General features: G+C 60.6%; 18 protein-coding genes. 15 read left to right on the top strand and 3 right to left on the bottom strand.

Annotation, left to right across the window (positions count from 1 at the left end; genetic code table 11):
* Positions 1-17: 17 nt before the first annotated feature.
* Both F8N44_RS10170 and F8N44_RS10175 read right to left on the bottom strand, forming a co-directional pair.
* Entirely contained in the window at positions 18-1,475 is a 1,458-nt protein-coding gene (locus tag F8N44_RS10170) for a gamma-aminobutyraldehyde dehydrogenase (RefSeq protein ID WP_150650284.1), read from the bottom strand.
* Positions 1,476-1,606: 131 nt separating this feature from the next.
* Entirely contained in the window at positions 1,607-2,521 is a 915-nt protein-coding gene (locus F8N44_RS10175) for a LysR family transcriptional regulator (protein WP_150650211.1), read from the bottom strand.
* 178 nt (positions 2,522-2,699) lie between these two features.
* On the opposite strand from F8N44_RS10175, the gene F8N44_RS10180 reads away from it, so the two are divergent.
* The 15 genes from F8N44_RS10180 to F8N44_RS10250 all read left to right on the top strand — a co-directional run bounded on the left by F8N44_RS10180 (position 2,700) and on the right by F8N44_RS10250 (position 19,548).
* Positions 2,700-3,422 carry a tellurite resistance TerB family protein gene (locus F8N44_RS10180; RefSeq protein WP_150650212.1) on the top strand — a complete coding sequence of 241 codons (723 nt, stop codon included), beginning with the start codon at positions 2,700-2,702 and terminating at the stop codon, positions 3,420-3,422.
* 292 nt (positions 3,423-3,714) lie between these two features.
* Positions 3,715-5,337 carry a methyl-accepting chemotaxis protein gene (locus F8N44_RS10185; RefSeq protein WP_150650213.1) on the top strand — a complete coding sequence of 541 codons (1,623 nt, stop codon included), beginning with the start codon at positions 3,715-3,717 and terminating at the stop codon, positions 5,335-5,337.
* Positions 5,337-5,873 (top strand): chemotaxis protein CheW, encoded by a 537-nt coding sequence (locus F8N44_RS10190; protein ID WP_150650214.1) that lies wholly within the window; start codon positions 5,337-5,339, stop codon positions 5,871-5,873. The genes F8N44_RS10185 and F8N44_RS10190 overlap by 1 nt, the downstream gene beginning before the upstream one ends.
* Positions 5,870-7,141, top strand: coding sequence for a CheR family methyltransferase (locus F8N44_RS10195; protein WP_150650215.1), 1,272 nt, complete (start codon positions 5,870-5,872; stop codon positions 7,139-7,141). The genes F8N44_RS10190 and F8N44_RS10195 overlap by 4 nt, the downstream gene beginning before the upstream one ends.
* On the top strand, positions 7,138-7,821 hold the full coding sequence (locus F8N44_RS10200) for a chemotaxis protein CheW (protein ID WP_150650216.1): 684 nt from the start codon (positions 7,138-7,140) through the stop codon (positions 7,819-7,821). The genes F8N44_RS10195 and F8N44_RS10200 overlap by 4 nt, the downstream gene beginning before the upstream one ends.
* Positions 7,818-10,106 (top strand): hybrid sensor histidine kinase/response regulator, encoded by a 2,289-nt coding sequence (locus F8N44_RS10205; RefSeq protein ID WP_150650217.1) that lies wholly within the window; start codon positions 7,818-7,820, stop codon positions 10,104-10,106. Before F8N44_RS10200 ends, F8N44_RS10205 begins: the two co-directional genes overlap by 4 nt.
* Complete coding sequence (locus F8N44_RS10210; protein WP_150650218.1) at positions 10,103-11,113, top strand: chemotaxis response regulator protein-glutamate methylesterase; 1,011 nt, start codon at positions 10,103-10,105, stop codon at positions 11,111-11,113. Before F8N44_RS10205 ends, F8N44_RS10210 begins: the two co-directional genes overlap by 4 nt.
* Positions 11,114-11,161: 48 nt before the next feature.
* On the top strand, positions 11,162-12,163 hold the full coding sequence (locus F8N44_RS10215) for a response regulator (protein ID WP_150650219.1): 1,002 nt from the start codon (positions 11,162-11,164) through the stop codon (positions 12,161-12,163).
* Positions 12,164-12,605: 442 nt separating this feature from the next.
* A protein-coding gene (gene prfB, locus F8N44_RS10220) for a peptide chain release factor 2 (protein WP_102900567.1) occupies positions 12,606-13,701 on the top strand; the annotation gives its coding sequence in 2 pieces (ribosomal slippage) (positions 12,606-12,677 and positions 12,679-13,701; 1,095 coding nt in all).
* A gap of 113 nt (positions 13,702-13,814) precedes the next feature.
* Positions 13,815-15,317, top strand: a complete 1,503-nt coding sequence (gene lysS / locus F8N44_RS10225) for a lysine--tRNA ligase (RefSeq protein ID WP_007908910.1) — start codon at positions 13,815-13,817, stop codon at positions 15,315-15,317.
* 105 nt (positions 15,318-15,422) lie between these two features.
* Positions 15,423-16,136: a TetR/AcrR family transcriptional regulator gene (locus F8N44_RS10230; RefSeq protein ID WP_034154855.1), complete on the top strand. Its 714-nt coding sequence runs from the start codon at positions 15,423-15,425 to the stop codon at positions 16,134-16,136.
* A 155-nt stretch (positions 16,137-16,291) separates the two neighbouring features.
* Positions 16,292-16,846, top strand: coding sequence for a hypothetical protein (locus tag F8N44_RS10235; RefSeq protein ID WP_150650220.1), 555 nt, complete (start codon positions 16,292-16,294; stop codon positions 16,844-16,846).
* Between the two features lie 33 nt (positions 16,847-16,879).
* Positions 16,880-18,157 (top strand): flavohemoglobin expression-modulating QEGLA motif protein, encoded by a 1,278-nt coding sequence (locus tag F8N44_RS10240; protein WP_150650221.1) that lies wholly within the window; start codon positions 16,880-16,882, stop codon positions 18,155-18,157.
* A gap of 159 nt (positions 18,158-18,316) precedes the next feature.
* A complete protein-coding gene (locus F8N44_RS10245; RefSeq protein WP_150650222.1) occupies positions 18,317-19,222 on the top strand; it encodes an alpha/beta hydrolase in 906 nt (301 codons plus the stop codon).
* Positions 19,219-19,548, top strand: a complete 330-nt coding sequence (locus F8N44_RS10250) for a hypothetical protein (protein ID WP_150650223.1) — start codon at positions 19,219-19,221, stop codon at positions 19,546-19,548. The genes F8N44_RS10245 and F8N44_RS10250 overlap by 4 nt, the downstream gene beginning before the upstream one ends.
* Positions 19,549-20,036: 488 nt before the next feature.
* Here the strand turns inward: F8N44_RS10250 and F8N44_RS10255 are convergent, their stop codons facing one another.
* Positions 20,037-20,825, bottom strand: coding sequence for an OmpA family protein (locus tag F8N44_RS10255; protein ID WP_016983302.1), 789 nt, complete (start codon positions 20,823-20,825; stop codon positions 20,037-20,039).

Below are 20,825 nucleotides of genomic sequence, written 5' to 3' on the forward strand. Positions count from 1 at the left end.
GCTTGTTATTAGCGTAGTCAGAGATGCTGGCCGTGGCGGGCCATGATGTGCCGCACCACGCTGTAGTCCTGCAGCGAATCACTGGATAAGTCTTTGCCGTAACCCGAACGTTTCAGACCGCCGTGGGGCATTTCGCTGACCAGCATGAAATGACTGTTGATCCACGTGCAGCCGTACTGCAAGCGCGCGGCGACTTGCATCGCCTTGTCCAGGTTCTGTGTCCAAACAGATGAGGCGAGGCCGTATTCGGAGTCGTTGGCCCAGTCGACGGCTTGCGCGAGTTCGTCAAAACGGGTCACGGTGACCACCGGGCCGAACACTTCGCGCTGAACGATTTCGTCGCTCTGTTTGCAACCGGCGAGCAACGTCGGTTGATAGTAGAAACCGGCGCCGGAATGCACCGCCGCACCGGTCACGCGTTCAATGTGCGGCTGACCGAGGGCGCGCTCGACGAAACTGGCCACGCGGTCACGCTGGCGGGTGCTGATCAGCGGGCCGATCTCGTTGTCAGCGTCGCGTTTGCCGGCGAAGCGCAGGCTGCTGACGGCGGCGCCGAGTTCGGCGACCAGCTTGTCGTGAATCCCGGCCTGCGCGTAGATCCGGCACGCGGCGGTGCAGTCCTGCCCGGCGTTGTAGTAACCGTAAGTGCGCACGCCCTCGACCACAGCCTGGATGTCGGCGTCATTGCAGACGATCACCGGGGCTTTGCCACCGAGTTCGAGGTGCGTGCGTTTCAGGGTTTTCGCCGCGGCTTGCAGGATTTTCTGGCCGGTGACGATATCGCCGGTCAGCGAGACCATGCGCACTTTCCCGTGGCCGACCAAATGACTGCCAACGCCTTCGCCGCCACCGCAGATGATGTTGATCACCCCGCGCGGGAGGATTTCGGCCAGCGCTGGCGCCAGGGCGAGGATCGACAGCGGTGTGTGTTCGGACGGTTTGAACACCAGCGTGTTGCAGGCGGCGAGGGCCGGGGCGATTTTCCACGCGGCCATCATGATCGGGTAATTCCACGGTGCGATCGAGGCGACCACGCCAATCGGATCGCGACGGACCATGCTGGTGTAGCCCGGCAGGTACTCGCCGCTGAGCTGACCGGTCTGGCAACGCACGGCGCCGGCGAAGAAACGGAACACATCGACAGTCGCCGTCAGATCGTCCTGACGCGCCAGGTGCAAAGGCTTGCCGCAGTTCAGCGATTCGAGGCGGGCGAGGTGGTCGGCGTGTTTTTCGACGGCGTTGGCGATGTCGAGCAGCAGGTTGGAACGTTGCTGCGGCGTGGTGCGCGACCACTCGGCGAAGGCGCGGTGGGCGGCGAGTATGGCGGCTTCGACTTGCTCGGTGCTCGCCTCGGCGATGTGCGTAAGAATTTCACCGGTCGCCGGGTTGAGAATCGGCTCGACAAAACCTTCCCCAGCGACCAGTTCGCCATCGATCAACAACGCGGTACACATCGGGGTCTGCGCGCCAGCCATTTTCCGCGATCTCTTTTCTTGTGTGGCCATTGTTGCTCCCTGATATCGGGAGCCGACCGTCTTATAGATGCAGCAAGACTAGTGCGCGGCTCCGAGGTCGACAAATTCTAAATACTGAAGGCAGCATTCGATTAAATAGATGGCTTGCGCCCGCCGTGAGGTTGTTCGCGGGCCACGGTCAGGAAGGGGTCGACCAATGCGGGGCGCGCGGTGCCGCGGCGCCAGGCCAGGCCAACGTCGAGAGTCTGGTTGAGGTCGGCGATGGGCCGCGCTTCGATGATGTCGCCCTCCAGTGACCATGGGCGATAAGTCATGTCGGGTTGGATCGATACGCCCAATCCGGCGGCGACCAGACTTCGCACGGCTTCGGTGGAGGCGGTTCTGAGGGTAATCTTCGGTTGCAGACTAGCGCCCCGCCACAGGCGTTGGGCATTGCGATCCATTTCATCGACGTTGAGCTGAATCAGCGGCTCGCGAGCGACGTCAGCGAGGTTGATGCTGTCGTGTTCCAGCAGGGGATGTTGGGCCGGCAGCCACAAACGGTGCGGTGAATGGGTCAGTACTTCAGTCTGCAACGCGTGGCGGTCTTCGAGGTTGGAGAGGATCAATACGCCGACATCGATCTCGCCGCTGACCAGCAAATGTTCGATGTAAGGGCGCTCGTCTTCCATCACGCGGATTTCGACGTTGGGGTAGGCACGTTGAAACCGGGTAAGCAAATCTGCCAGGTAATACCCGGCCACCAGACTGGTCACGCCGACGATCAACTGCCCGGCAACCTGATCGGTGCTCTGTTGCAGGGTGCGCTTGGCGTTATCCACGGTCGCCAGAATCAGGTGCGCTTGGCGTAGGAATTGATGGCCCTGATGCGTAAGGGTCATGCCCTTGGCATGGCGGCTGAACAGGCTGACGCCGATTTCCTCTTCCAGTTGCTGGATCGCCAGGGTCAGAGTCGATTGGGAAATGAATGCAGTTTGCGCGGCGGCGGAGATCGAGCCGGTCTCGGCCACGGCGATGAAGTGACGGATCTGACGCAGGGTCATCATGAGAAGAGCTACCCAGTGGGCGGTTTTTATAGATTGGCCTGAGTGTATATCTATTTTCACGAAGGGCTGCGGCAGGGCAAGCAACATCTGGAAGCACACTCGCAGGTCGGACAGGGGCACTTTCGAACTAGGCTGGAGGCCTTATAGATCCGGATAACCCCTGTTTTGGAGGCGGAACATGAACACCCGTGGATTGCTCGATCAACTACTCAAATCCGGCCAGGATCTGTTGCAGAACAAGACTGGCGGAGCGCAGAACAAACCGGCTGCCGGAGGCCTGGGCGGTTTGCTCGGCGGCGCTTCAGGCTCCGGTGGCCTCGGCGGTCTGCTGTCAGGTGCGGGCGGTGGTGCGTTGGCGGCTGGCGCGATGGGTCTGCTGCTCGGTAACAAGAAAGTGCGCAAGGTCGGCGGTAAAGTCGCGATCTACGGTGGCCTCGCTGCGCTGGGCGTGCTGGCTTACAAGGCCTATGGCAACTACAACGCCCAGAAAGGCACCGCTCCACAAAGCGAACCGCAAACCCTCGATCGCTTACCGCCGGCGCAAGCCGAGCAGCACAGTCAGGCCATTCTCAAAGCGCTGGTCGCTGCTGCCAAAGCCGACGGCCATATCGATGATCGCGAGCGCCAACTGATCGAAGGCGAATTCACCAAGCTCGACAACGATCAGGAGCTACAGCACTGGCTGCACGCGGAACTCAACAAACCTCTCGACCCGACTGACGTGGCCCGCGCCGCGAGTACGCCGGAGATGGCGGCTGAGATGTACATCGCCAGCGTGATGCTGGTGGATGAGGAGAACTTCATGGAGAAGAGCTATCTGGATGAACTGGCGCGCCAGTTGAAGCTCGAGCCAGGTTTGAAGGTGGAGCTGGAAAAGCAAGTGCGCATCGCATCGGTGTAAACCTGGTTGGCCCCTTCGCGAGCAAGCTCGCTCCCACCGGGTATTGCCTTCCGGTGTGGGAGCGAGCTTGCTCGCGAAGGCATTTTCCGCCGCACAGCGACGGCAATGACCATTCCATCGCCCCTTTTTGCCATTACCGCACTGGCACGCCCACCCGCAATTGTCGGACATTCCCACCCCAGAGCCTTCCCTCAAACCACTGCGGACAGGCCCGAGGGTCAAAAGCGTCTTATAAATGAAACACCGCCCTCGGCTATACTCCCCGCATTTCGATCAGGCACGAGGAATCACTGTGAAGAACTGGACGTTGCGCCAACGCATTTTGGCGAGCTTTGCGGTGATTATCGCCATCATGTTGCTGATGGTCGTCGTCTCTTATTCGCGACTGTTGAAGATTGAAACCAGTGAAAACAGCGTGCGTGATGATGCGATTCCCGGCGTCTATTACAGCTCGATGATTCGCGGTGCGTGGGTCGACAGTTATCTGCAGACGCAAGAACTGCTCGGACTCAAGGAAGGTCAAGGTGTTTCCAGCGAGGACGCGGCCGACTACAAGGCGTTCGAGGCGCGTCTGCAGGAGCAGATGGCCAACTACCGCAAGACCATGGCCACCGACGAGGACCGTACCGAGTTCGCCGCGTTCGAGAAATACCACGACGCCTACATCCAGATTCAGGATGCCGTGCTGGATCTGCACAAGCGCAATCTGGAAGCCGACGCGGTCAAGATGTTCCACGACAAGCTCACGCCTGCCTGGTATTCCGGGCGCATGAAGCTCAACGACATCATTGGCGAGAACAAGAAAGTCGCCGATCAGGCCATGAACAATATTGACGACGCGGTGGCCGCGGCGAAAGTCAGCATGTTCATTTCCCTGTTGGTCGCCGTCCTGGCCGCCGGTCTGTGCGGTTTGTTGTTGATGCGCGCAATCATGGCGCCGATGAACCGCATCGTGCAGATCCTTGAAACCATGCGCACCGGCGACCTCAGCTCGCGTTTGAACCTTGAGCGCAAGGACGAATTCGGCGCAGTGGAAACCGGCTTCAACGACATGATGACCGAGCTGACTGCGTTGGTGTCCCAGGCGCAGCGCTCGTCGGTGCAGGTGACCACCTCGGTGACCGAGATCGCCGCCACCTCCAAGCAACAGCAAGCCACCGCCACCGAAACCGCAGCGACCACCACCGAAATCGGCGCTACGTCCCGCGAGATTGCGGCCACTTCACGCGATCTGGTGCGCACCATGACCGAAGTCTCCACCGCCGCCGATCAGGCCTCGGTGCTCGCCGGCTCCGGTCAGCAAGGCCTGGCACGGATGGAAGACACCATGCACTCGGTGATGGGCGCGGCCGATCTGGTCAACGCCAAACTGGCGATCCTCAATGAGAAGGCCGGCAACATCAACCAGGTGGTGGTGACCATCGTCAAGGTCGCCGACCAGACCAACCTGTTGTCGCTCAACGCCGCCATTGAAGCTGAAAAGGCTGGTGAATACGGTCGCGGTTTTGCCGTGGTCGCTACCGAAGTGCGGCGTTTGGCGGATCAGACCGCTGTTGCCACTTACGACATCGAACAAATGGTTCGCGAGATCCAGTCGGCGGTGTCTGCCGGGGTAATGGGCATGGACAAGTTCTCCGAAGAAGTACGCCGTGGCATGTCCGAAGTGCAGCAGGTCGGCGAGCAGTTGTCGCAGATCATCCATCAGGTACAGGCACTGGCGCCGCGGGTGTTGATGGTCAATGAAGGCATGCAGGCCCAGGCCACCGGCGCCGAGCAGATTAACCACGCGCTGGTGCAGTTGGGCGACGCCAGCAGCCAGACCGTCGAGTCGCTGCGTCAGGCCAGTTTCGCCATCGACGAACTGAGCCAGGTGGCCGTCGGGCTGCGCAGCGGCGTTTCGCGATTCAAAGTCTGATGAGCGACATCATCGCCAAACGCAGCGCTGCGCAGGTGGCGAAGCCGGCGTTGTTCCTGCTGTTTCGCATCGGCAGCGAGCGTTACGCCCTGCGCGCCACCGAAGTGGCGGAGGTGCTGCCGCGTCTGCCGTTGAAACCGATCGCGCGGGCGCCACAGTGGGTGGCCGGCGTGTTCGCCTATCGCGGCGCGGTAGTTCCGGTGATTGACCTCAGCGCATTGACCTTCGGCCATCCCGCCGAAGCGCGCACCAGCACCCGTCTGGTATTGGTCAATTATCGGCCGGATGAAGCTCAGCCCGCGCAATGGCTCGGGCTGATTCTCGAACAGGCCACCGACACCCTGCGTTGCCATCCGCAGGAGTTTCAGCCTTACGGCCTCGACAACCGCGAGGCGCCTTACCTCGGCCCGGTGCGTCAAGATGCTCAGGGATTGGTGCAATGGGTCCGGGTCAATGACTTGCTCGATGACGCCGTGCGTACTTTGCTGTTCCCCGATCCGCCGCTGAGTCCGGCGCAGTTTGAGGCGCAGGCATGAGCAGCGATCAGCGTTTTTTCGACTTCCTCAAGGAACGCATCGGCCTCGATGTGACGTCGGTGGGGCCGGCGATTATCGAGCGCGCCGTGCGCCAGCGCACAACGCTCTCGCAAGCGGCGCATGCCGATGAATATTGGCAATTGCTGCAAGGCTCGCGCGACGAACAACAAGCGCTGATCGAAGCGGTAATCGTCCCGGAAACGTGGTTTTTCCGTTACCCGGAATCCTTCGCCACGCTGGGCAAGCTGGCGCGCAATCGCCTCGCCGAGCTGAACAATATGCGCGCGCTGCGTATCCTCAGCCTGCCGTGCTCCACCGGCGAAGAACCCTATTCGATTGCCATGGCTTTGCTCGATGCCGGGCTTAAACCGCATCAGTTCAAGGTCGATGGCATGGATGTCAGCCCACTGTCGGTGGAAAAGGCCCGGCGCGCGCTGTATGGCAAAAACTCGTTTCGCGGCCAGGATCTGGATTTTCGCGAACGGCATTTCACCCCTGAACAGGACGGCCATCGGGTTAACGAGAGCGTGCGTGAACAAGTGCGCTTGCAGGTCGGCAATGTGCTCGATCCAACGCTTTTGGCCAGTGAGCCAGCCTTTGATTTTGTCTTCTGCCGTAACCTGCTGATCTATTTCGATCAGCCGACGCAGAAGCTGGTGTTCGAGGTGCTCAAGCGCCTGACTCATTTCGACGGCGTGCTGTTTATCGGCCCGGCCGAGGGCAGTCTGCTCGGGCGTTTGGGCATGCGTTCGATCGGCATCCCGCAATCCTTTGCCTTCAGCCGCCACAGCGATCCGCACCCCGAACCGCTGCCGACACCCAAACCGGTCGCGGTGACGATCAGCCAACCGCCGCGCAGCACGCCGCCAGCGCCGGTGCGCAATCGACCGTTTGCCGCCGTGACGCCACTGCCGACCGCCAGTAAAAGCGCGAACCCGGACGCGGCGACCCTGCTGGCCAACATCGCCGCGCTGGCCAACGAGGGCAAAAGTGCCGAAGCCCGGACGGCGTGCGAACAGTATTTGCGCAGCCACGAACCGGTGGCTCAGGTGTTTTACTGGCTCGGCTTGCTCAGCGATGTCGCTGGCCTGACCCTCGAAGCGCAGGGTTTCTATCGCAAAGCGTTGTACCTCGAACCGCAACACCCCGAAGCATTGATGCACCTGGCCGCGCTGCTGCAGGCACAGGGCGACAGCGTCGGTGCCAGACGATTGCAGGAGCGCGCCGCCCGCAGTGGCCGCACCGCTGACAGTGAGCGTAACCGATGATCCCGTCCGACACCTTGAACGTCACCCACGAAGACGCCCGGGCCATCGACGATTGCTGGAACCGCATCGGCATCCATGGCGACAAGTCCTGTCCGCTGCTGGACGAGCACATTCATTGCCGCAATTGCTCGGTGTATTCCGCCGCCGCCACGCGCCTGCTCGATCGCTATGCCTTGCAGCAGGACGAGCGCGATCCGGTGGCCACGGCCGTTGAAACGGACGTGAAAACCCGTTCGCTGTTGATGTTCCGTCTCGGCGAAGAATGGCTGGGTCTGGCGACACGCAGCCTCGTTGAAGTTGCGCCGTTGCAGGCGATTCACTCGTTGCCGCACCAGCGCTCGCGAGCCTTGCTCGGCGTGGCGAATGTGCGCGGCGCGCTGGTGGCGTGCCTGTCGCTGGTCGAACTGCTTGATCTGGATGGCAGCGTTACGCCGACCACCAGCGGGCGAATCATGCCGCGCATGTTGATCATCGCCGCCCATGGCGGGCCAGTCGTGGTGCCGGTGGATGAGGTCGACGGTATTCATGCCATCGACGAGCGAATCCTCGACGCAGCATCGCAGTCCGGCGCGCAAAGCAGTGCCAGATACACCCGTGGCGTTCTGCAATATCGCGGTCGCAGCCTGCGCTGGCTGGATGAAGAACAGCTGTTGTCCGCCGTGACCCGGAGCCTCACATGACCCCCGAGCAAATGCGCGACGCCTCCTTGCTGGAGCTGTTCAGCCTCGAAGCCGAAGCGCAGACCCAAGTACTCAGCGCCGGGCTGCTCGCGCTGGAGCGCAACCCGACCCAGGCCGATCAGCTGGAATCGTGCATGCGCGCGGCGCACTCGCTCAAAGGTGCGGCGCGAATCGTCGGCATCGACAGCGGCGTCAGCGTTGCTCATGTGATGGAAGATTGCCTGGTCAGCGCGCAGGAAGGGCGTTTGCTGCTGCGTCCCGAACACATCGATGCGTTGTTGCAGGGCACCGATTTGCTGATGCGCGTTGCTACGCCGACGAATGCGCCGCAGCCGAGTGACATCGACGCTTACGTGGCGTTGATGGCCGGTTTGCTCGATCCAGCGACGCCGCCAGCAGCACTTGCTGTGTCGCCGATGGCCGAGTTGCAACTTGACGCGCCGCCGGTGTTTGAATCCGCGCCAGCGCTTATCATCGAAGCCCCGCTCGACTCCTCCGAACCGGCGCCCCGCAAAAATAAACGCACCACCGAAGGTGGTGAGCGCGTTTTGCGTGTCACCGCCGAACGCCTGAACAGTCTGCTCGATCTGTCGAGCAAATCGCTGGTGGAAACCCAGCGGCTCAAGCCGCATCTGGCGACCATGCAGCGCCTCAAGCGCATGCAGAACAACGGCCTGCGTGCGTTGGAAAACCTCAACGTCCACCTCAAGGAACACTCGCTGAGCCTTGAAGCGCTGGAAGCCCTGGAAGACGCGCGCCGTTTGCTCGCCGAATCCCAGCAGCTACTGAGCGAGAAAAACGCCGAGCTCGACGAATTCGCCTGGCAGGCCAGCCAACGCGCGCAAGTGCTCTACGACACCGCGTTGGCTTGCCGCATGCGGCCCTTCGCGGACGTGCTCACCGGTCAGGTACGCATGGTCCGTGATCTGGGCCGCAGCCTCGGTAAACAGGTGCGGCTGGAGATCGAAGGCGAGAAAACCCAGGTCGACCGCGACGTGCTGGAAAAGCTTGAGGCACCGCTGACGCATTTGCTGCGCAACGCCGTCGATCACGGCATCGAGACCCCGGAGCAGCGTTTGCTCAAGGGCAAACCCGAGGAAGGCTTGATCCGTCTGCGCGCCTCGCATCAGGCCGGCCTGCTGGTGCTGGAACTGAGCGATGACGGCAATGGCGTCGATCTGGAAAAAGTCCGCCGCAGCATCGTCGAACGGCAGTTGTCCCCAGCCGAAACCGCTGCGCAGCTAAGCGAAGAAGAACTGCTGACATTCCTGTTTCTCCCGGGTTTCAGCCTGCGCGACACAGTCACCGAAGTGTCCGGGCGGGGCGTCGGCCTCGATGCTGTTCAACACATGGTTCGCCAGTTGCGCGGTGCGGTGGTGCTGGAACAGACGGCGGGCGAGGGCAGTCGCTTTCATCTGGAAGTGCCGCTGACCTTGTCGGTGGTTCGCAGCCTGGTCGTCGAAGTCGGCGAAGAGGCGTATGCCTTCCCGCTGGCGCACATCGAACGCATGTGCGATCTGGCCCCGGAAGACATCGTGCAGGTCGAGGGCCGTCAGCATTTCTGGCACGAAGGCCAGCACGTCGGACTGGTCGCGGCCAGCCAGTTGCTCAACCGCCCAGCCAGCCAGAACAGCGGCGAAACCCTTAAAGTCGTGGTGATCCGCGAGCGCGATGCGATTTATGGCGTTGCTGTGGAGCGCTTCATTGGCGAGCGCACCCTGGTGGTGTTGCCACTCGACGAGCGTCTGGGCAAAGTGCAGGACATCTCCGCGGGGGCGTTGCTCGACGACGGCTCGGTGGTGCTGATTGTCGATGTCGAAGACATGCTGCGGTCGGTGGATAAACTGCTCAACACCGGGCGCCTTGAGCGTATCGCCCGCCACGGCAATCAGGCTGCCGAGGCGGCGCGCAAACGGGTGCTGGTGGTCGACGATTCGCTGACCGTGCGCGAGCTGCAACGCAAACTGCTGCTCAATCGCGGCTACGACGTCGCAGTGGCAGTGGACGGTATGGACGGCTGGAACGCGCTGCGTTCAGAGGACTTCGATTTGCTGATCACCGACATCGATATGCCGCGCATGGACGGCATCGAGCTGGTCACATTGCTGCGTCGCGACAACCGTCTGCAATCGCTGCCGGTGATGGTCGTGTCGTACAAGGATCGCGAAGAGGATCGCCGCCGTGGACTCGATGCCGGGGCGGACTATTATTTAGCCAAAGCCAGTTTTCATGACGACGCCCTGCTCGACGCAGTGGTCGAGCTTATCGGAGGAGCGCGGGCATGAGGATCGCAATCGTCAACGACATGCCCATGGCGGTGGAGGCGTTGCGCCGGGCGCTGGCCTTCGAGCCGGCGCATCAAGTGGTCTGGGTCGCCCGCAATGGCGCCGAGGCGGTGCAACTGTGCGCCGAAAATACCCCGGACCTGATCCTGATGGACCTGATCATGCCGGTGATGGATGGCGTCGAAGCCACCCGCCGGATCATGGCCGAAACCCCTTGCGCGATCGTCATCGTAACCGTCGACCGGCAGCAGAACGTGCACCGGGTCTTCGAAGCGATGGGCCACGGCGCACTGGACGTGGTCGACACTCCAGCCCTCGGCGCCGGCAATGCCCAGGAAGCCGCGGCGCCGTTGTTGCGCAAGATCCTCAATATTGGCTGGCTGATCGGCGAGAAACCCACGCGTTCGCGGCCGGTGCCGACGGCCCAGCGCAGTTCCGCTTCGTGCCAGCGGCTGGTGGCGATCGGCTCGTCCGCAGGCGGGCCGGCGGCACTGGAAGTGCTGCTCAAAGGCTTGCCGAAGGATTTCTCGGCGGCCATCGTGCTGGTGCAGCACGTCGATCAGGTCTTTGCCGCCGGCATGGCGGAGTGGCTGGCCAGCGCCAGCGGCCTCGATGTAAGGCTCGCCCGCGAAGGCGAACCGCCACAGGCCGGCGCGGTGCTGCTGGCCGGCACCAATCACCATATTCGTTTACTCAAGAACGGCACGCTGGCCTACACCGCCGAGCCGGTCAACGAGATCTACCGACCCTCGATCGACGTGTTTTTCGAAAGCGTTGCCAGTTACTGGAATGGTGATGCGGTCGGGGTTTTATTGACCGGGATGGGGCGCGATGGGGCGCAAGGGCTTAAGCTCATGCGCCAACAGGGTTATCTGACCATCGCGCAGGATCAGCAAAGCAGTGCGGTGTACGGCATGCCCAAGGCCGCTGCGGCCATTGATGCCGCCGTAGAAATACGTCCACTGGAAAGAATAGCGCCACGATTGCAGGAGATTTTCCCCAAATGATCAGGTCAATCCGCAATCCTGGCCCCCGCAGTACTCAGGTGACCGCCCATGAATGACTTACAGATCGACGACATTAAAACCGACGAAAACGCCGCCATGGTGTTGTTGGTGGATGATCAGGCGATGATCGGCGAAGCGGTGCGCCGTGGGCTGTCGAATCAAGAAAACATCGACTTTCACTTCTGCTCCGACCCGCAGCAGGCTATTGCCCAGGCGGTGCGGATCAAGCCAACGGTGATTCTCCAGGACCTGGTGATGCCCGGCCTCGATGGCCTGAGCCTGGTGCGCGAATACCGCAATCACCCGGCGACCAAGGACATCCCGATCATCGTCCTGTCGACCAAGGAAGACCCGCTGATCAAGAGCGCGGCGTTCTCCGCCGGCGCCAACGATTATCTGGTGAAACTGCCGGACACCATCGAGCTGGTGGCGCGCATCCGCTATCACTCGCGCTCGTACATGACGTTGTTGCAGCGCGACGCGGCGTACCGCGCGCTGCGGGTCAGCCAGCAGCAATTGCTCGACACCAATCTGGTGCTGCAACGGCTGATGAACTCCGATGGCCTGACCGGACTGTCCAATCGCCGCCATTTCGACGAGTACCTGGAGCTGGAATGGCGGCGTTCGCTGCGGGATCAGAGCCAGTTGTCGCTGCTGATGATCGACGTCGATTACTTCAAGTCCTACAACGACAGCTTTGGCCATGTTGAAGGTGATGAGGCGTTGCGCAAGGTCGCCACGGCGATCCGCGAGGCCAGCGCCCGACCGTCGGATCTGCCGGCGCGTTATGGTGGTGAGGAGTTTGTGCTGGTGCTGCCGAACACTTCGCCGGGCGGCGCGCGGCTGGTGGCCGAGAAGCTACGGCAGACCGTTGCGTCGCTGAAGATTCCGCACAATACCCCGGCGGACGGCGCGAGCCTGACCATCAGTATTGGCTTGGCGACCATGGTGCCGCAGGCGGGTAGCGATTGTCGGTTGCTGATTTCGGCGGCGGATCGTGGCTTGTACCTGGCGAAGAACAATGGCCGTAATCAGGTCGGAATCGAGTAAACGCTTACCCTCACCCCAGCCCTCTCCCAAGGGGAGAGGGGGCCGACCGAGGTGTCTGGCGCTGTACATCGACCTGATCGACCGAGTCGGTTATGGATCTTCAAGCCTGACGGTTCCGGATTCGGCAAAGCCCTTTCACGTCGGCGTACCTCCCGAATATCCCCCAATCGGTCCCCTCTACCTCTGGGAGAGGGCTAGGGTGAGGGCAGGCCCACACGCCAATTTCCGCCTGAAAACCTTGGCTATCATGGATTCGGCAAAGCCCTTTCACGTCGGCGTACCTCCCGAATATCCCCCAATCGGTCCCCTCTACCTCTGGGAGAGGGTTAGGGTGAGGGCAAAGGCTTTAATGATCCCCACACCCGCCAGACGGGCTGCCGTCACAGCCTGATTACGTTATACTCGCCGGCTTTCAAAAGTTCGCCAACGAGTGCTGCCCGTCATGGAAATCAACCCGATCCTGAACACCATCAAGGACCTGTCCGAGCGCTCCGAAACTATTCGGGGGTATCTTTGACTACGATCAAAAGCATGAGCGTCTGACTGAAGTCAATCGCGAGCTTGAAGATCCGAGCGTCTGGAACAAACCTGAATACGCCCAGGAACTGGGCCGCGAGCGCGCCGCGCTGGCACAGATCGTCGATACCCTCGACGAACTGAACGGCGGTCTGGCCGATTGCCGCGACCTGCTGGACATGGCCGTCGAAGAAAACGACGAAGGCGCAGTGGGCGATGTCGTCGCCGAGCTGGCCCGTCTCGAGGAAAATCTGGCCAAGCTGGAATTCCGCCGCATGTTCAGCCATGAAATGGACCCGAACAACGCCTACCTGGACATCCAGGCCGGTTCCGGCGGCACCGAAGCCCAGGACTGGGCCAACATCCTCCTGCGCATGTACTTGCGCTGGGCGGACAAACGCGGTTTCGACGCGACGATCATGGAACTGTCCGCCGGTGAAGTCGCCGGTATCAAAGGTGCGACCGTGCACATCAAGGGCGAATACGCCTTTGGCTGGCTGCGTACCGAAATCGGCGTACACCGTCTGGTGCGCAAGAGCCCGTTCGACTCCGGCAACCGCCGCCACACTTCGTTCTCCGCAGTTTTCGTTTCGCCAGAGATCGACGACAAGGTGGAAATCGAAATCAATCCGGCAGACCTGCGGATCGACACCTATCGTTCCTCCGGTGCCGGTGGTCAGCACGTAAACACCACCGACTCGGCCGTACGTATCACTCACGTACCGACCAACACCGTGGTCAGCTGCCAGAACGAACGTTCCCAGCACGCCAACAAGGACACCGCCATGAAAATGCTGCGGGCCAAGTTGTACGAGCAGGAAATGCAGAAACGCAACGCCGCGTCGCAAGCGCTGGAAGACACCAAGTCCGACATCGGCTGGGGTCACCAGATTCGCTCGTACGTGCTCGATGCCTCGCGGATCAAGGATCTGCGCACCAACATCGAACGCAGCGACTGCGACAAGGTACTCGACGGCGACATCGACGAATACCTGTATGCCAGTCTGAAGTCCGGGCTGTAAAAGACGCAATACAGGATCGGCTGATTCAACCCGATCCCTGTAGGAGCCAGCCTGCTGGCGATTCCCGGGCTGCAAGGCCCGGGGGCAACGAACCTGATGGAATATCTAAAGACATGAGCGACCAACAACTCGACCCGCAAGCCCTGCAACAGGAAGAAAACTCCCTGATCGCCCTGCGCAAGGAAAAGCTGGCTGCCGAGCGCGCCAAGGGCAACGCCTTTCCGAACGACTTCCGCCGCGAAAACTACTGCGAAGATCTGCAGAAGAAATACGCGGACAAGACCAAGGAAGAGCTGGCCGAGGCTGCAATTCCGGTCAAGGTTGCCGGTCGCATCATGCTCAACCGTGGCTCGTTCATGGTGATCCAGGACATGACCGGTCGCATCCAGGTCTACGTCAACCGTAAAACCCTGTCGGAAGACACCCTGGCCGCGGTGAAAACCTGGGACATGGGCGACATCATCGCCGCCGAAGGCACCCTGGCGCGTTCCGGCAAGGGCGACCTGTACGTTGAAATGACCAGCGTACGTCTGCTGACCAAATCGCTGCGCCCGCTGCCGGACAAGCACCACGGCCTGACCGATACCGAACAGCGCTACCGTCAGCGCTATGTTGACCTGATCGTCAACGAAGACGTGCGCCAGACCTTCCGCGTACGTTCGCAAGTGATCGCGCACATTCGCAGCTTCCTGATGAAGCGCGACTTCCTCGAAGTCGAAACGCCGATGCTGCAGACCATTCCGGGCGGCGCTGCGGCCAAGCCGTTCGAAACCCACCACAACGCGCTGGACATGGAAATGTTCCTGCGTATCGCGCCAGAGCTGTATCTGAAGCGTCTGGTGGTCGGTGGTTTTGAAAAGGTTTTCGAGATCAACCGCAACTTCCGTAACGAAGGCGTTTCGACTCGTCACAACCCGGAATTCACCATGTTGGAGTTCTACCAGGCTTACGCCGACTACGAAGACAACATGGACCTGACCGAAGAACTGTTCCGTGAACTGGCGCAGCTGGTGCTGGGTAGCACCGACGTGCCGTACGGCGACAAGGTATTCCACTTCGGAGAGCCGTTCGTGCGCTTGTCGGTGTTCGATTCGATCCTCAAGTACAACCCTGAGCTGACTGCCGATGATCTGAACGACATCGACAAGGCGCGCGCCATCGCCAAGAAGGCCGGCGCCAAGGTGCTGGGCTTCGAAGGTCTGGGCAAGCTGCAGGTGATGATTTTTGAAGAGCTGGTCGAGCACAAGCTGGAACAGCCGCACTTCATCACTCAGTACCCGTTCGAAGTGTCGCCACTGGCGCGTCGCAACGACGATAATCCGAACGTCACTGACCGCTTCGAGCTGTTCATCGGTGGCCGTGAAATCGCCAACGCCTACTCCGAGTTGAACGACGCGGAAGACCAGGCCGAGCGCTTCATGGCGCAGGTGGCCGACAAGGACGCCGGCGACGACGAAGCCATGCACTACGACGCCGACTTCGTTCGCGCGCTGGAGTACGGCATGCCGCCGACGGCCGGTGAAGGTATCGGCATCGATCGTCTGGTGATGTTGTTGACCAACTCGCCGTCGATCCGCGATGTGATCCTGTTCCCGCACATGCGACCGCAAGCGTAAACGTTTCAGTTAAAAAGCCGCCTAAAACAGGCGGCTTTTTATTGCCTGTCTGGTACAAATGTATCAATTGGTTAATTTTGCAATAGCAGAGGAAGTTCTGTCGTGATGGGTGCAATAGCTCAAGAGGGTGCAGCGGGTATCGCCACTGCGGTCGCTGAAAGTGTTCAGTACCAGGGTCGCAAGGCCAGCCGACAGGGCAGTGAGCAGCGTCGACAGGACATTCTCGACGCGGCGATGAGGATTGTCGTGCGTGACGGTGTGCGTGCCGTGCGTCACCGTGCCGTGGCCGCCGAGGCTGGTGTGCCGTTGTCGGCGACCACCTATTACTTCAAGGACATCGACGACCTGCTCACCGATACCTTCGCCCAATATGTCGAGCGCAGTGCGGCGTACATGGCCAAGTTGTGGGTCAACAATGAAGGCTTGTTGCGTGAGATGGTGGTCAGCGGCGACGGCAGCCCCGAATCGCGCTCGCAACTGGCCGACGACATTGCGCGGTTGATGGCCGACTACGTGCATCGTCAGTTGGTTAACCGTCGCGAGCATTTGATGGCCGAACAGGCGTTCCGTCAGGAAGCGCTGCTCAACCCGCGCCTGGCGATTCTTGTGCGTTCACATCAGCAGATTCTGCTGCAGGGCACCTGTCAGTTGTTTCAGGTATTGGGCTCGCGTGAACCGCAACAGGATGCCAAGGTGTTGACGGCGATTATCGGACGGATGGAATATCAGGGCCTGCTCAACGACGCCGAGCCTTTGGCCGAAGAGGACATGCTTGGCATTCTGACGCGCTACATGCACCTGGTGCTTGCGTCGGTGTAATCGGTTGTTGCTTCACCCTGTGGGAGCGAGCCTGCTCGCGAATGCGGTCTGACATTCAACATCTCTGTTGCCTGACACACCGTTTTCGCGAGCAGGCTCGCTCCCACAGGGTAATGTGGCGATGTTCAGGGCCGTGTGTTCATAGGGAGTATTGAATGAAAGCCTGGCGTGGCGTGCTGATCGCCTTGTCGTTCCTGCTGATCAGTGGCTGTCTGGTGACTTTCAAGGAGCCGCTGACCGCCAGTGACCCGGCGCCCAAGGGCCTGCTCGGCAAATGGTCGAGCACCAACGCCTGGGGCGAGCCGATGAACCTTGAACTGACGCGGCTGGGCAACGACCGCTATCAGGCCGTCACCTGGTTCAAGGCTAAGCCCCGCGAACGCGAAGCCTATCCGTTCACCGTGTCGCGCCATGGCAACCGCTGGTATCTGTCGGCGAAAGTCCCCGCGCAGTACGGTGGCCATTTCACCATCGCCGGTTTCGAACTCACCGACAAACATGAGCTGGTGGTCTATAACCTCGATCTCGAGCAGATCAACCAGGCGATCAAACAGAAAGCCCTCGACGGTCAGGCCTTCCAGACCGACGATGGCGACGGCGTGCATGTCGACAGCAACCTCGACAAGGTCTTTGCTTACCTCGACGATCCGGCCAATTCCGATGTCTTTGTCGAAGCCGTGCGCTACCAGCGCCAGGCCCGCGCCCAATAATTCACTACGGCAGGTTTTCTACAGGAGTTTCGGGTGGACGATTACCAGCAGTCGATACGCATATTGTCCGACCGCATTGTGCTGGCGCAGACACCGATCCGTGTGCTCGACGCGGTCAAGTGGGACGAGAACATCCGCAAGGGGTTCCTCAAGGCCAAAGGCAAGGAAATGCCGGCGGTGGATCGTGACTATTACCTCAACCGGCCGCTGAGTTTCGATTCGAGCAAGGTCAAACTGGAATTTCAGAACATCGAGCGTGACATCACCCGTCAGCTCGGCCAGTTCAATCCGGTCGGGCAGATCATGCGGCGCATGTGCAAGGAATACCGCATGGTGGTGCGCATGCTCGAAGCGCGCGGCACCGAGGATTTCGGCCTGATCTCGCAAGAGCTGTACGGCGCTGCGTCGGATGCGTTCCACGCCGGCGACCCGACGCTGGCCGACCTCGGCCTGATGATGTCCGACTATCTGAACAACATCGATGGTCGTGGCGACCTGAAGGATGAGCCGAAAACCCTCACTGCCAAGGACGCTGTGCACTTGCTGCAAACCCGTCTGAACAAGGTTTTCGGCGAGGCCGAGGAAACCATTCGCGTGTTCGAGTCCGACGGCATTGTCGCCGACGCAGCGGCCGGTGCGGATTACATCAAGATCCGCACCGATGCGATGTTCAACGATCGCGACGTGCGCGCGCTGGAAGTTCACGAGGGTCTGGTCCACGTTGGCACCACGCTCAACGGTTTGAACCAGCCGATCTGCACCTTCCTGTCCAAAGGCCCGCCGTCGTCGACGGTGACCCAGGAAGGTCTGGCGATCCTGATGGAAATCATCACGTTCGCCTCCTACCCGAGTCGTCTGCGCAAACTGACCAACCGCACCCGTGCCATTCATATGGTCGAGGAGGGCGCGGACTTCTTGCAGATCTTCGAGTTCTTCCGCGAACAGGGTTTCGAGATGTCCGAAAGCTACGGCAATGCCAGTCGGGTTTTCCGTGGCTCGACGCCGACGGGGCTGCCATTCACCAAAGACTTGTCCTACCTCAAGGGCTTTATCATGGTTTACAACTACATTCAGTTGGCCGTGCGTAAGGGCAAACTTGAGCAGATTCCGTTGTTGTTCTGCGGCAAGACCACACTGGAGGACATGCGTACCTTGCGCCAGTTGGTGGATGAAGGATTGGTGGTGCCGCCGAAGTACCTGCCGGATCAGTTCCGCGATTTGAATGCGTTGTCGGCGTGGATGTGCTTCTCCAACTTCCTCAACCATTTGAGCCTGGACCGGATCGAAGCGGATTACTCCAATATCCTCTAACCCAATCCCTTAACCTGTGGGAGCGAGCTTGCTCGCGAAAGCGGTTTGAAACGCATCGCATATGTCGACTGACACTCCGCCTTCGTGAGCAAGCTCACTCCCACAGGGTTATATGTGTTTCTCCGAATCGTATTGCCAAATTCTGCGAGGTTTCACCGGATGAGAATCCTCGGCATTTTTTGCCTGCTCCTGACCCTGGGCGGTTGCAGCTCCCTGTTGTTCTACCCCGAACCGGGCCAGATTTTCACCCCGGAAAAAGCCAGACTCGAATACCGCACCGTCACGCTGGTCACGGCTGACGGGTTGAAGCTCAACGCGTGGTGGCTGCCGGCCAAACCCGGCGTCGAGGTCAAAGGCACCGTGCTGCATCTGCACGGCAACGGCGGCAATCTGCCGATGCACCTCGGCGGCAGTTGGTGGCTGCCGAAAAACGGCTATCAAGTGTTGTTGGTCGACTATCGCGGCTATGGCTTGTCCGAGGGCGAGCCGAGTTTGCCGGCGATCTATCAGGACATCGACGCTGCGTTCGCCTGGCTCGACAAGGCGCCGAAAGTCAAAGGCAAACCGCTGGTGCTGCTCGGTCAGAGCCTTGGCGGCTCGATGGCGGTGCATTGGCTGGTACAACATCCCGAAAGACAAAAGCAGCTCAAGGCTTTGGTGCTCGACGGCGTGCCCGCGAGCTATCGCAGCGTCGGCCAATATGCGCTGAGTACCTCGTGGCTGACCTGGCCATTTCAGGTGCCGCTGTCGTGGCTGGTGCCGGATGGTGACAGTGCAATCAACTCGATGCCGCAGCTCAACGGTGTGCCAAAGCTGATCTTCCACAGCATCGATGATCCGCTGGTGCCGCTTTCCAACGGCATCCGTCTGTATCAGGCTGCGCCGCCACCGCGCGTGCTGCAACTGACCCGTGGCGGTCATGTGCAGACCTTCGGCGACCCGGTCTGGCGTCAGGTCATGCTGCGCTACCTCGACGATCCCGAACACTTCAACGGCCTGCGCCGTCTCGGCGAAATCCCCAATTACCCGACACCCCCGAATTCTGAAGATGAGAGTCCGCAATGACTGAAGAACGTAACGCCATCCCACTGATCATCACCGGTATCTGCAGCATCCTCGGCACCGTCGGGGCGCTGTGGTACTACGGCTACCTGCATTTCGCCAAACCTGAGGATGCGTTGCTGCTCAACGAATTCACCATGCTCAAGACTGTGCCGGGTGAGGATTACAAGATTTCGCTTCAGCCTGCACCGCAAGTCGCGCAGTGCATCGATGGCGTGCTGGTGTTGTTTGATACCGAGCAGAAAGGGTTGACCGGTGTACTGATCAACGCGCAGAAGAAAGCCGTGCGCTGCATGGGCGAAGAAAACCCGCAGAAGCTGGAACAGTGATTCTGCAGGTTCAGCCCTCACCCTAACCCTCTCCCAGGGGGAGAGGGGACTGACCGAGGTGTTCTTTCGAGTTACGCCGACCTGAAAGATTGTGTCGATTATGGATTCGGCAAAGCACTCCCAAATCGACGCAGCTATTGAGCATCCCCCCAATCGGCCCCCTCTCCCTCGGGAGAGGGCTGGGGTGAGGGGCCGCGATTTCAGCCCGCACAAAAAAGCCCTGCCTGATCCATCGTGTTGAACGCAAATTCTGAGAGCAGCACAAATCGGCCCCCTCTCCCTCGGGAGAGGGCTGGGGTGAGGGCCGCGATCTCAGCCAGCACAAAAAAGCCCCGCCTGATCCATCGTGTTGAACGCAAATTCTGAGAGCAGCACAAATCGGCTCCCTCTCCCTCGGGAGAGGGCTGGGGTGAGGGGCCGCGATTCCAGCCCCCACAAAAAAGCCCCGCCTGATCACCAGGCGGGGCTTTCGCGTTACAGCAGTGCGCTTAGTTCGAGCTAACAGCCGAACGTGGCATCACCGGCTGGTTGTCGTTGGAAATGGTCACTTCCACACGACGGTTCATCGCACGGCCAGATGCGCTGCCGTTCTCGGCAACCGGATATTCCTTGCCGTAGCCTTGGGTGACGATACGCGCTGGATCAACGCCCATTTTCACCAGTGCGGTGCGCACGGAGTTGGCGCGACGCTCGGACAGCGACTGGTTGTGGCTGGCGGTACCGGTGCTGTCGGTGTAACCCTCGACAATCACTTTACGATCCGGGTTTTCCTGGAGGAATTGCGCCAGTTTGTTGATGTTCACCAGACCGCTGGATTTCAGGTCGGCACGGTCGGTGGCGAACAGCACATCACCGAAGGTCACCAGCGTACCGCGATCGGTCTGCTTGGCGTTCAGGCTGTCCTGCAGCTGTTTGATCTGCTGATCGCGCGCATCCAGACGCGCTTGAGCACGTTGGGCTGCAGCGTTCTTCAGGTTGTTTTCAGCGGTGCGCAGGGCGATGGTCTGCTTGGCCACTTCCACGCGCTGGTTGGTCAGGTAGGCCAGTTGGTCGACCTTGGCCGCGTCTTGCTTGTCCAGATAAGCCTTGTCGGCCTTGTCCAGGTAATCGCTGGCGTCTTTGGTTTCCAGTGCCGCGACTTTGCTCGCTTGCGGGTTGGCTTGCAGGCCGGCGTAGTTGGTGCGTGCCTGTTCCAGGTTCGGGTTAGGCGGGGTAGAGCAGGCAGCCAGAGCAACGCTTGCGGCGAGGAGAGCGGGGATCATCAGTTGCTTACGCAT

Origin of the sequence: Pseudomonas fluorescens (assembly GCF_902497745.1) — a bacterium.
Classification (GTDB): Bacteria; Pseudomonadota; Gammaproteobacteria; order Pseudomonadales; family Pseudomonadaceae; genus Aquipseudomonas; species Aquipseudomonas fluorescens_BM.

Bases quoted from the DNA above. Each gene is read 5' to 3' on its own strand.
- F8N44_RS10170 (WP_150650284.1), bottom strand. From the start codon at position 1,475: ATGGCTGGCGCGCAGACCCCGATGTGTACCGCGTTGTTGATCGATGGC.
- F8N44_RS10175 (WP_150650211.1), bottom strand. From the start codon at position 2,521: ATGATGACCCTGCGTCAGATCCGTCACTTCATCGCCGTGGCCGAGACC.
- F8N44_RS10180 (WP_150650212.1), top strand. From the start codon at position 2,700: ATGAACACCCGTGGATTGCTCGATCAACTACTCAAATCCGGCCAGGAT.
- F8N44_RS10190 (WP_150650214.1), top strand. From the start codon at position 5,337: ATGAGCGACATCATCGCCAAACGCAGCGCTGCGCAGGTGGCGAAGCCG.
- F8N44_RS10195 (WP_150650215.1), top strand. From the start codon at position 5,870: ATGAGCAGCGATCAGCGTTTTTTCGACTTCCTCAAGGAACGCATCGGC.
- F8N44_RS10200 (WP_150650216.1), top strand. From the start codon at position 7,138: ATGATCCCGTCCGACACCTTGAACGTCACCCACGAAGACGCCCGGGCC.
- F8N44_RS10205 (WP_150650217.1), top strand. From the start codon at position 7,818: ATGACCCCCGAGCAAATGCGCGACGCCTCCTTGCTGGAGCTGTTCAGC.
- F8N44_RS10210 (WP_150650218.1), top strand. From the start codon at position 10,103: ATGAGGATCGCAATCGTCAACGACATGCCCATGGCGGTGGAGGCGTTG.
- F8N44_RS10215 (WP_150650219.1), top strand. From the start codon at position 11,162: ATGAATGACTTACAGATCGACGACATTAAAACCGACGAAAACGCCGCC.
- lysS (WP_007908910.1), top strand. From the start codon at position 13,815: ATGAGCGACCAACAACTCGACCCGCAAGCCCTGCAACAGGAAGAAAAC.
- F8N44_RS10230 (WP_034154855.1), top strand. From the start codon at position 15,423: ATGGGTGCAATAGCTCAAGAGGGTGCAGCGGGTATCGCCACTGCGGTC.
- F8N44_RS10235 (WP_150650220.1), top strand. From the start codon at position 16,292: ATGAAAGCCTGGCGTGGCGTGCTGATCGCCTTGTCGTTCCTGCTGATC.
- F8N44_RS10245 (WP_150650222.1), top strand. From the start codon at position 18,317: ATGAGAATCCTCGGCATTTTTTGCCTGCTCCTGACCCTGGGCGGTTGC.
- F8N44_RS10250 (WP_150650223.1), top strand. From the start codon at position 19,219: ATGACTGAAGAACGTAACGCCATCCCACTGATCATCACCGGTATCTGC.
- F8N44_RS10255 (WP_016983302.1), bottom strand. From the start codon at position 20,825: ATGCGTAAGCAACTGATGATCCCCGCTCTCCTCGCCGCAAGCGTTGCT.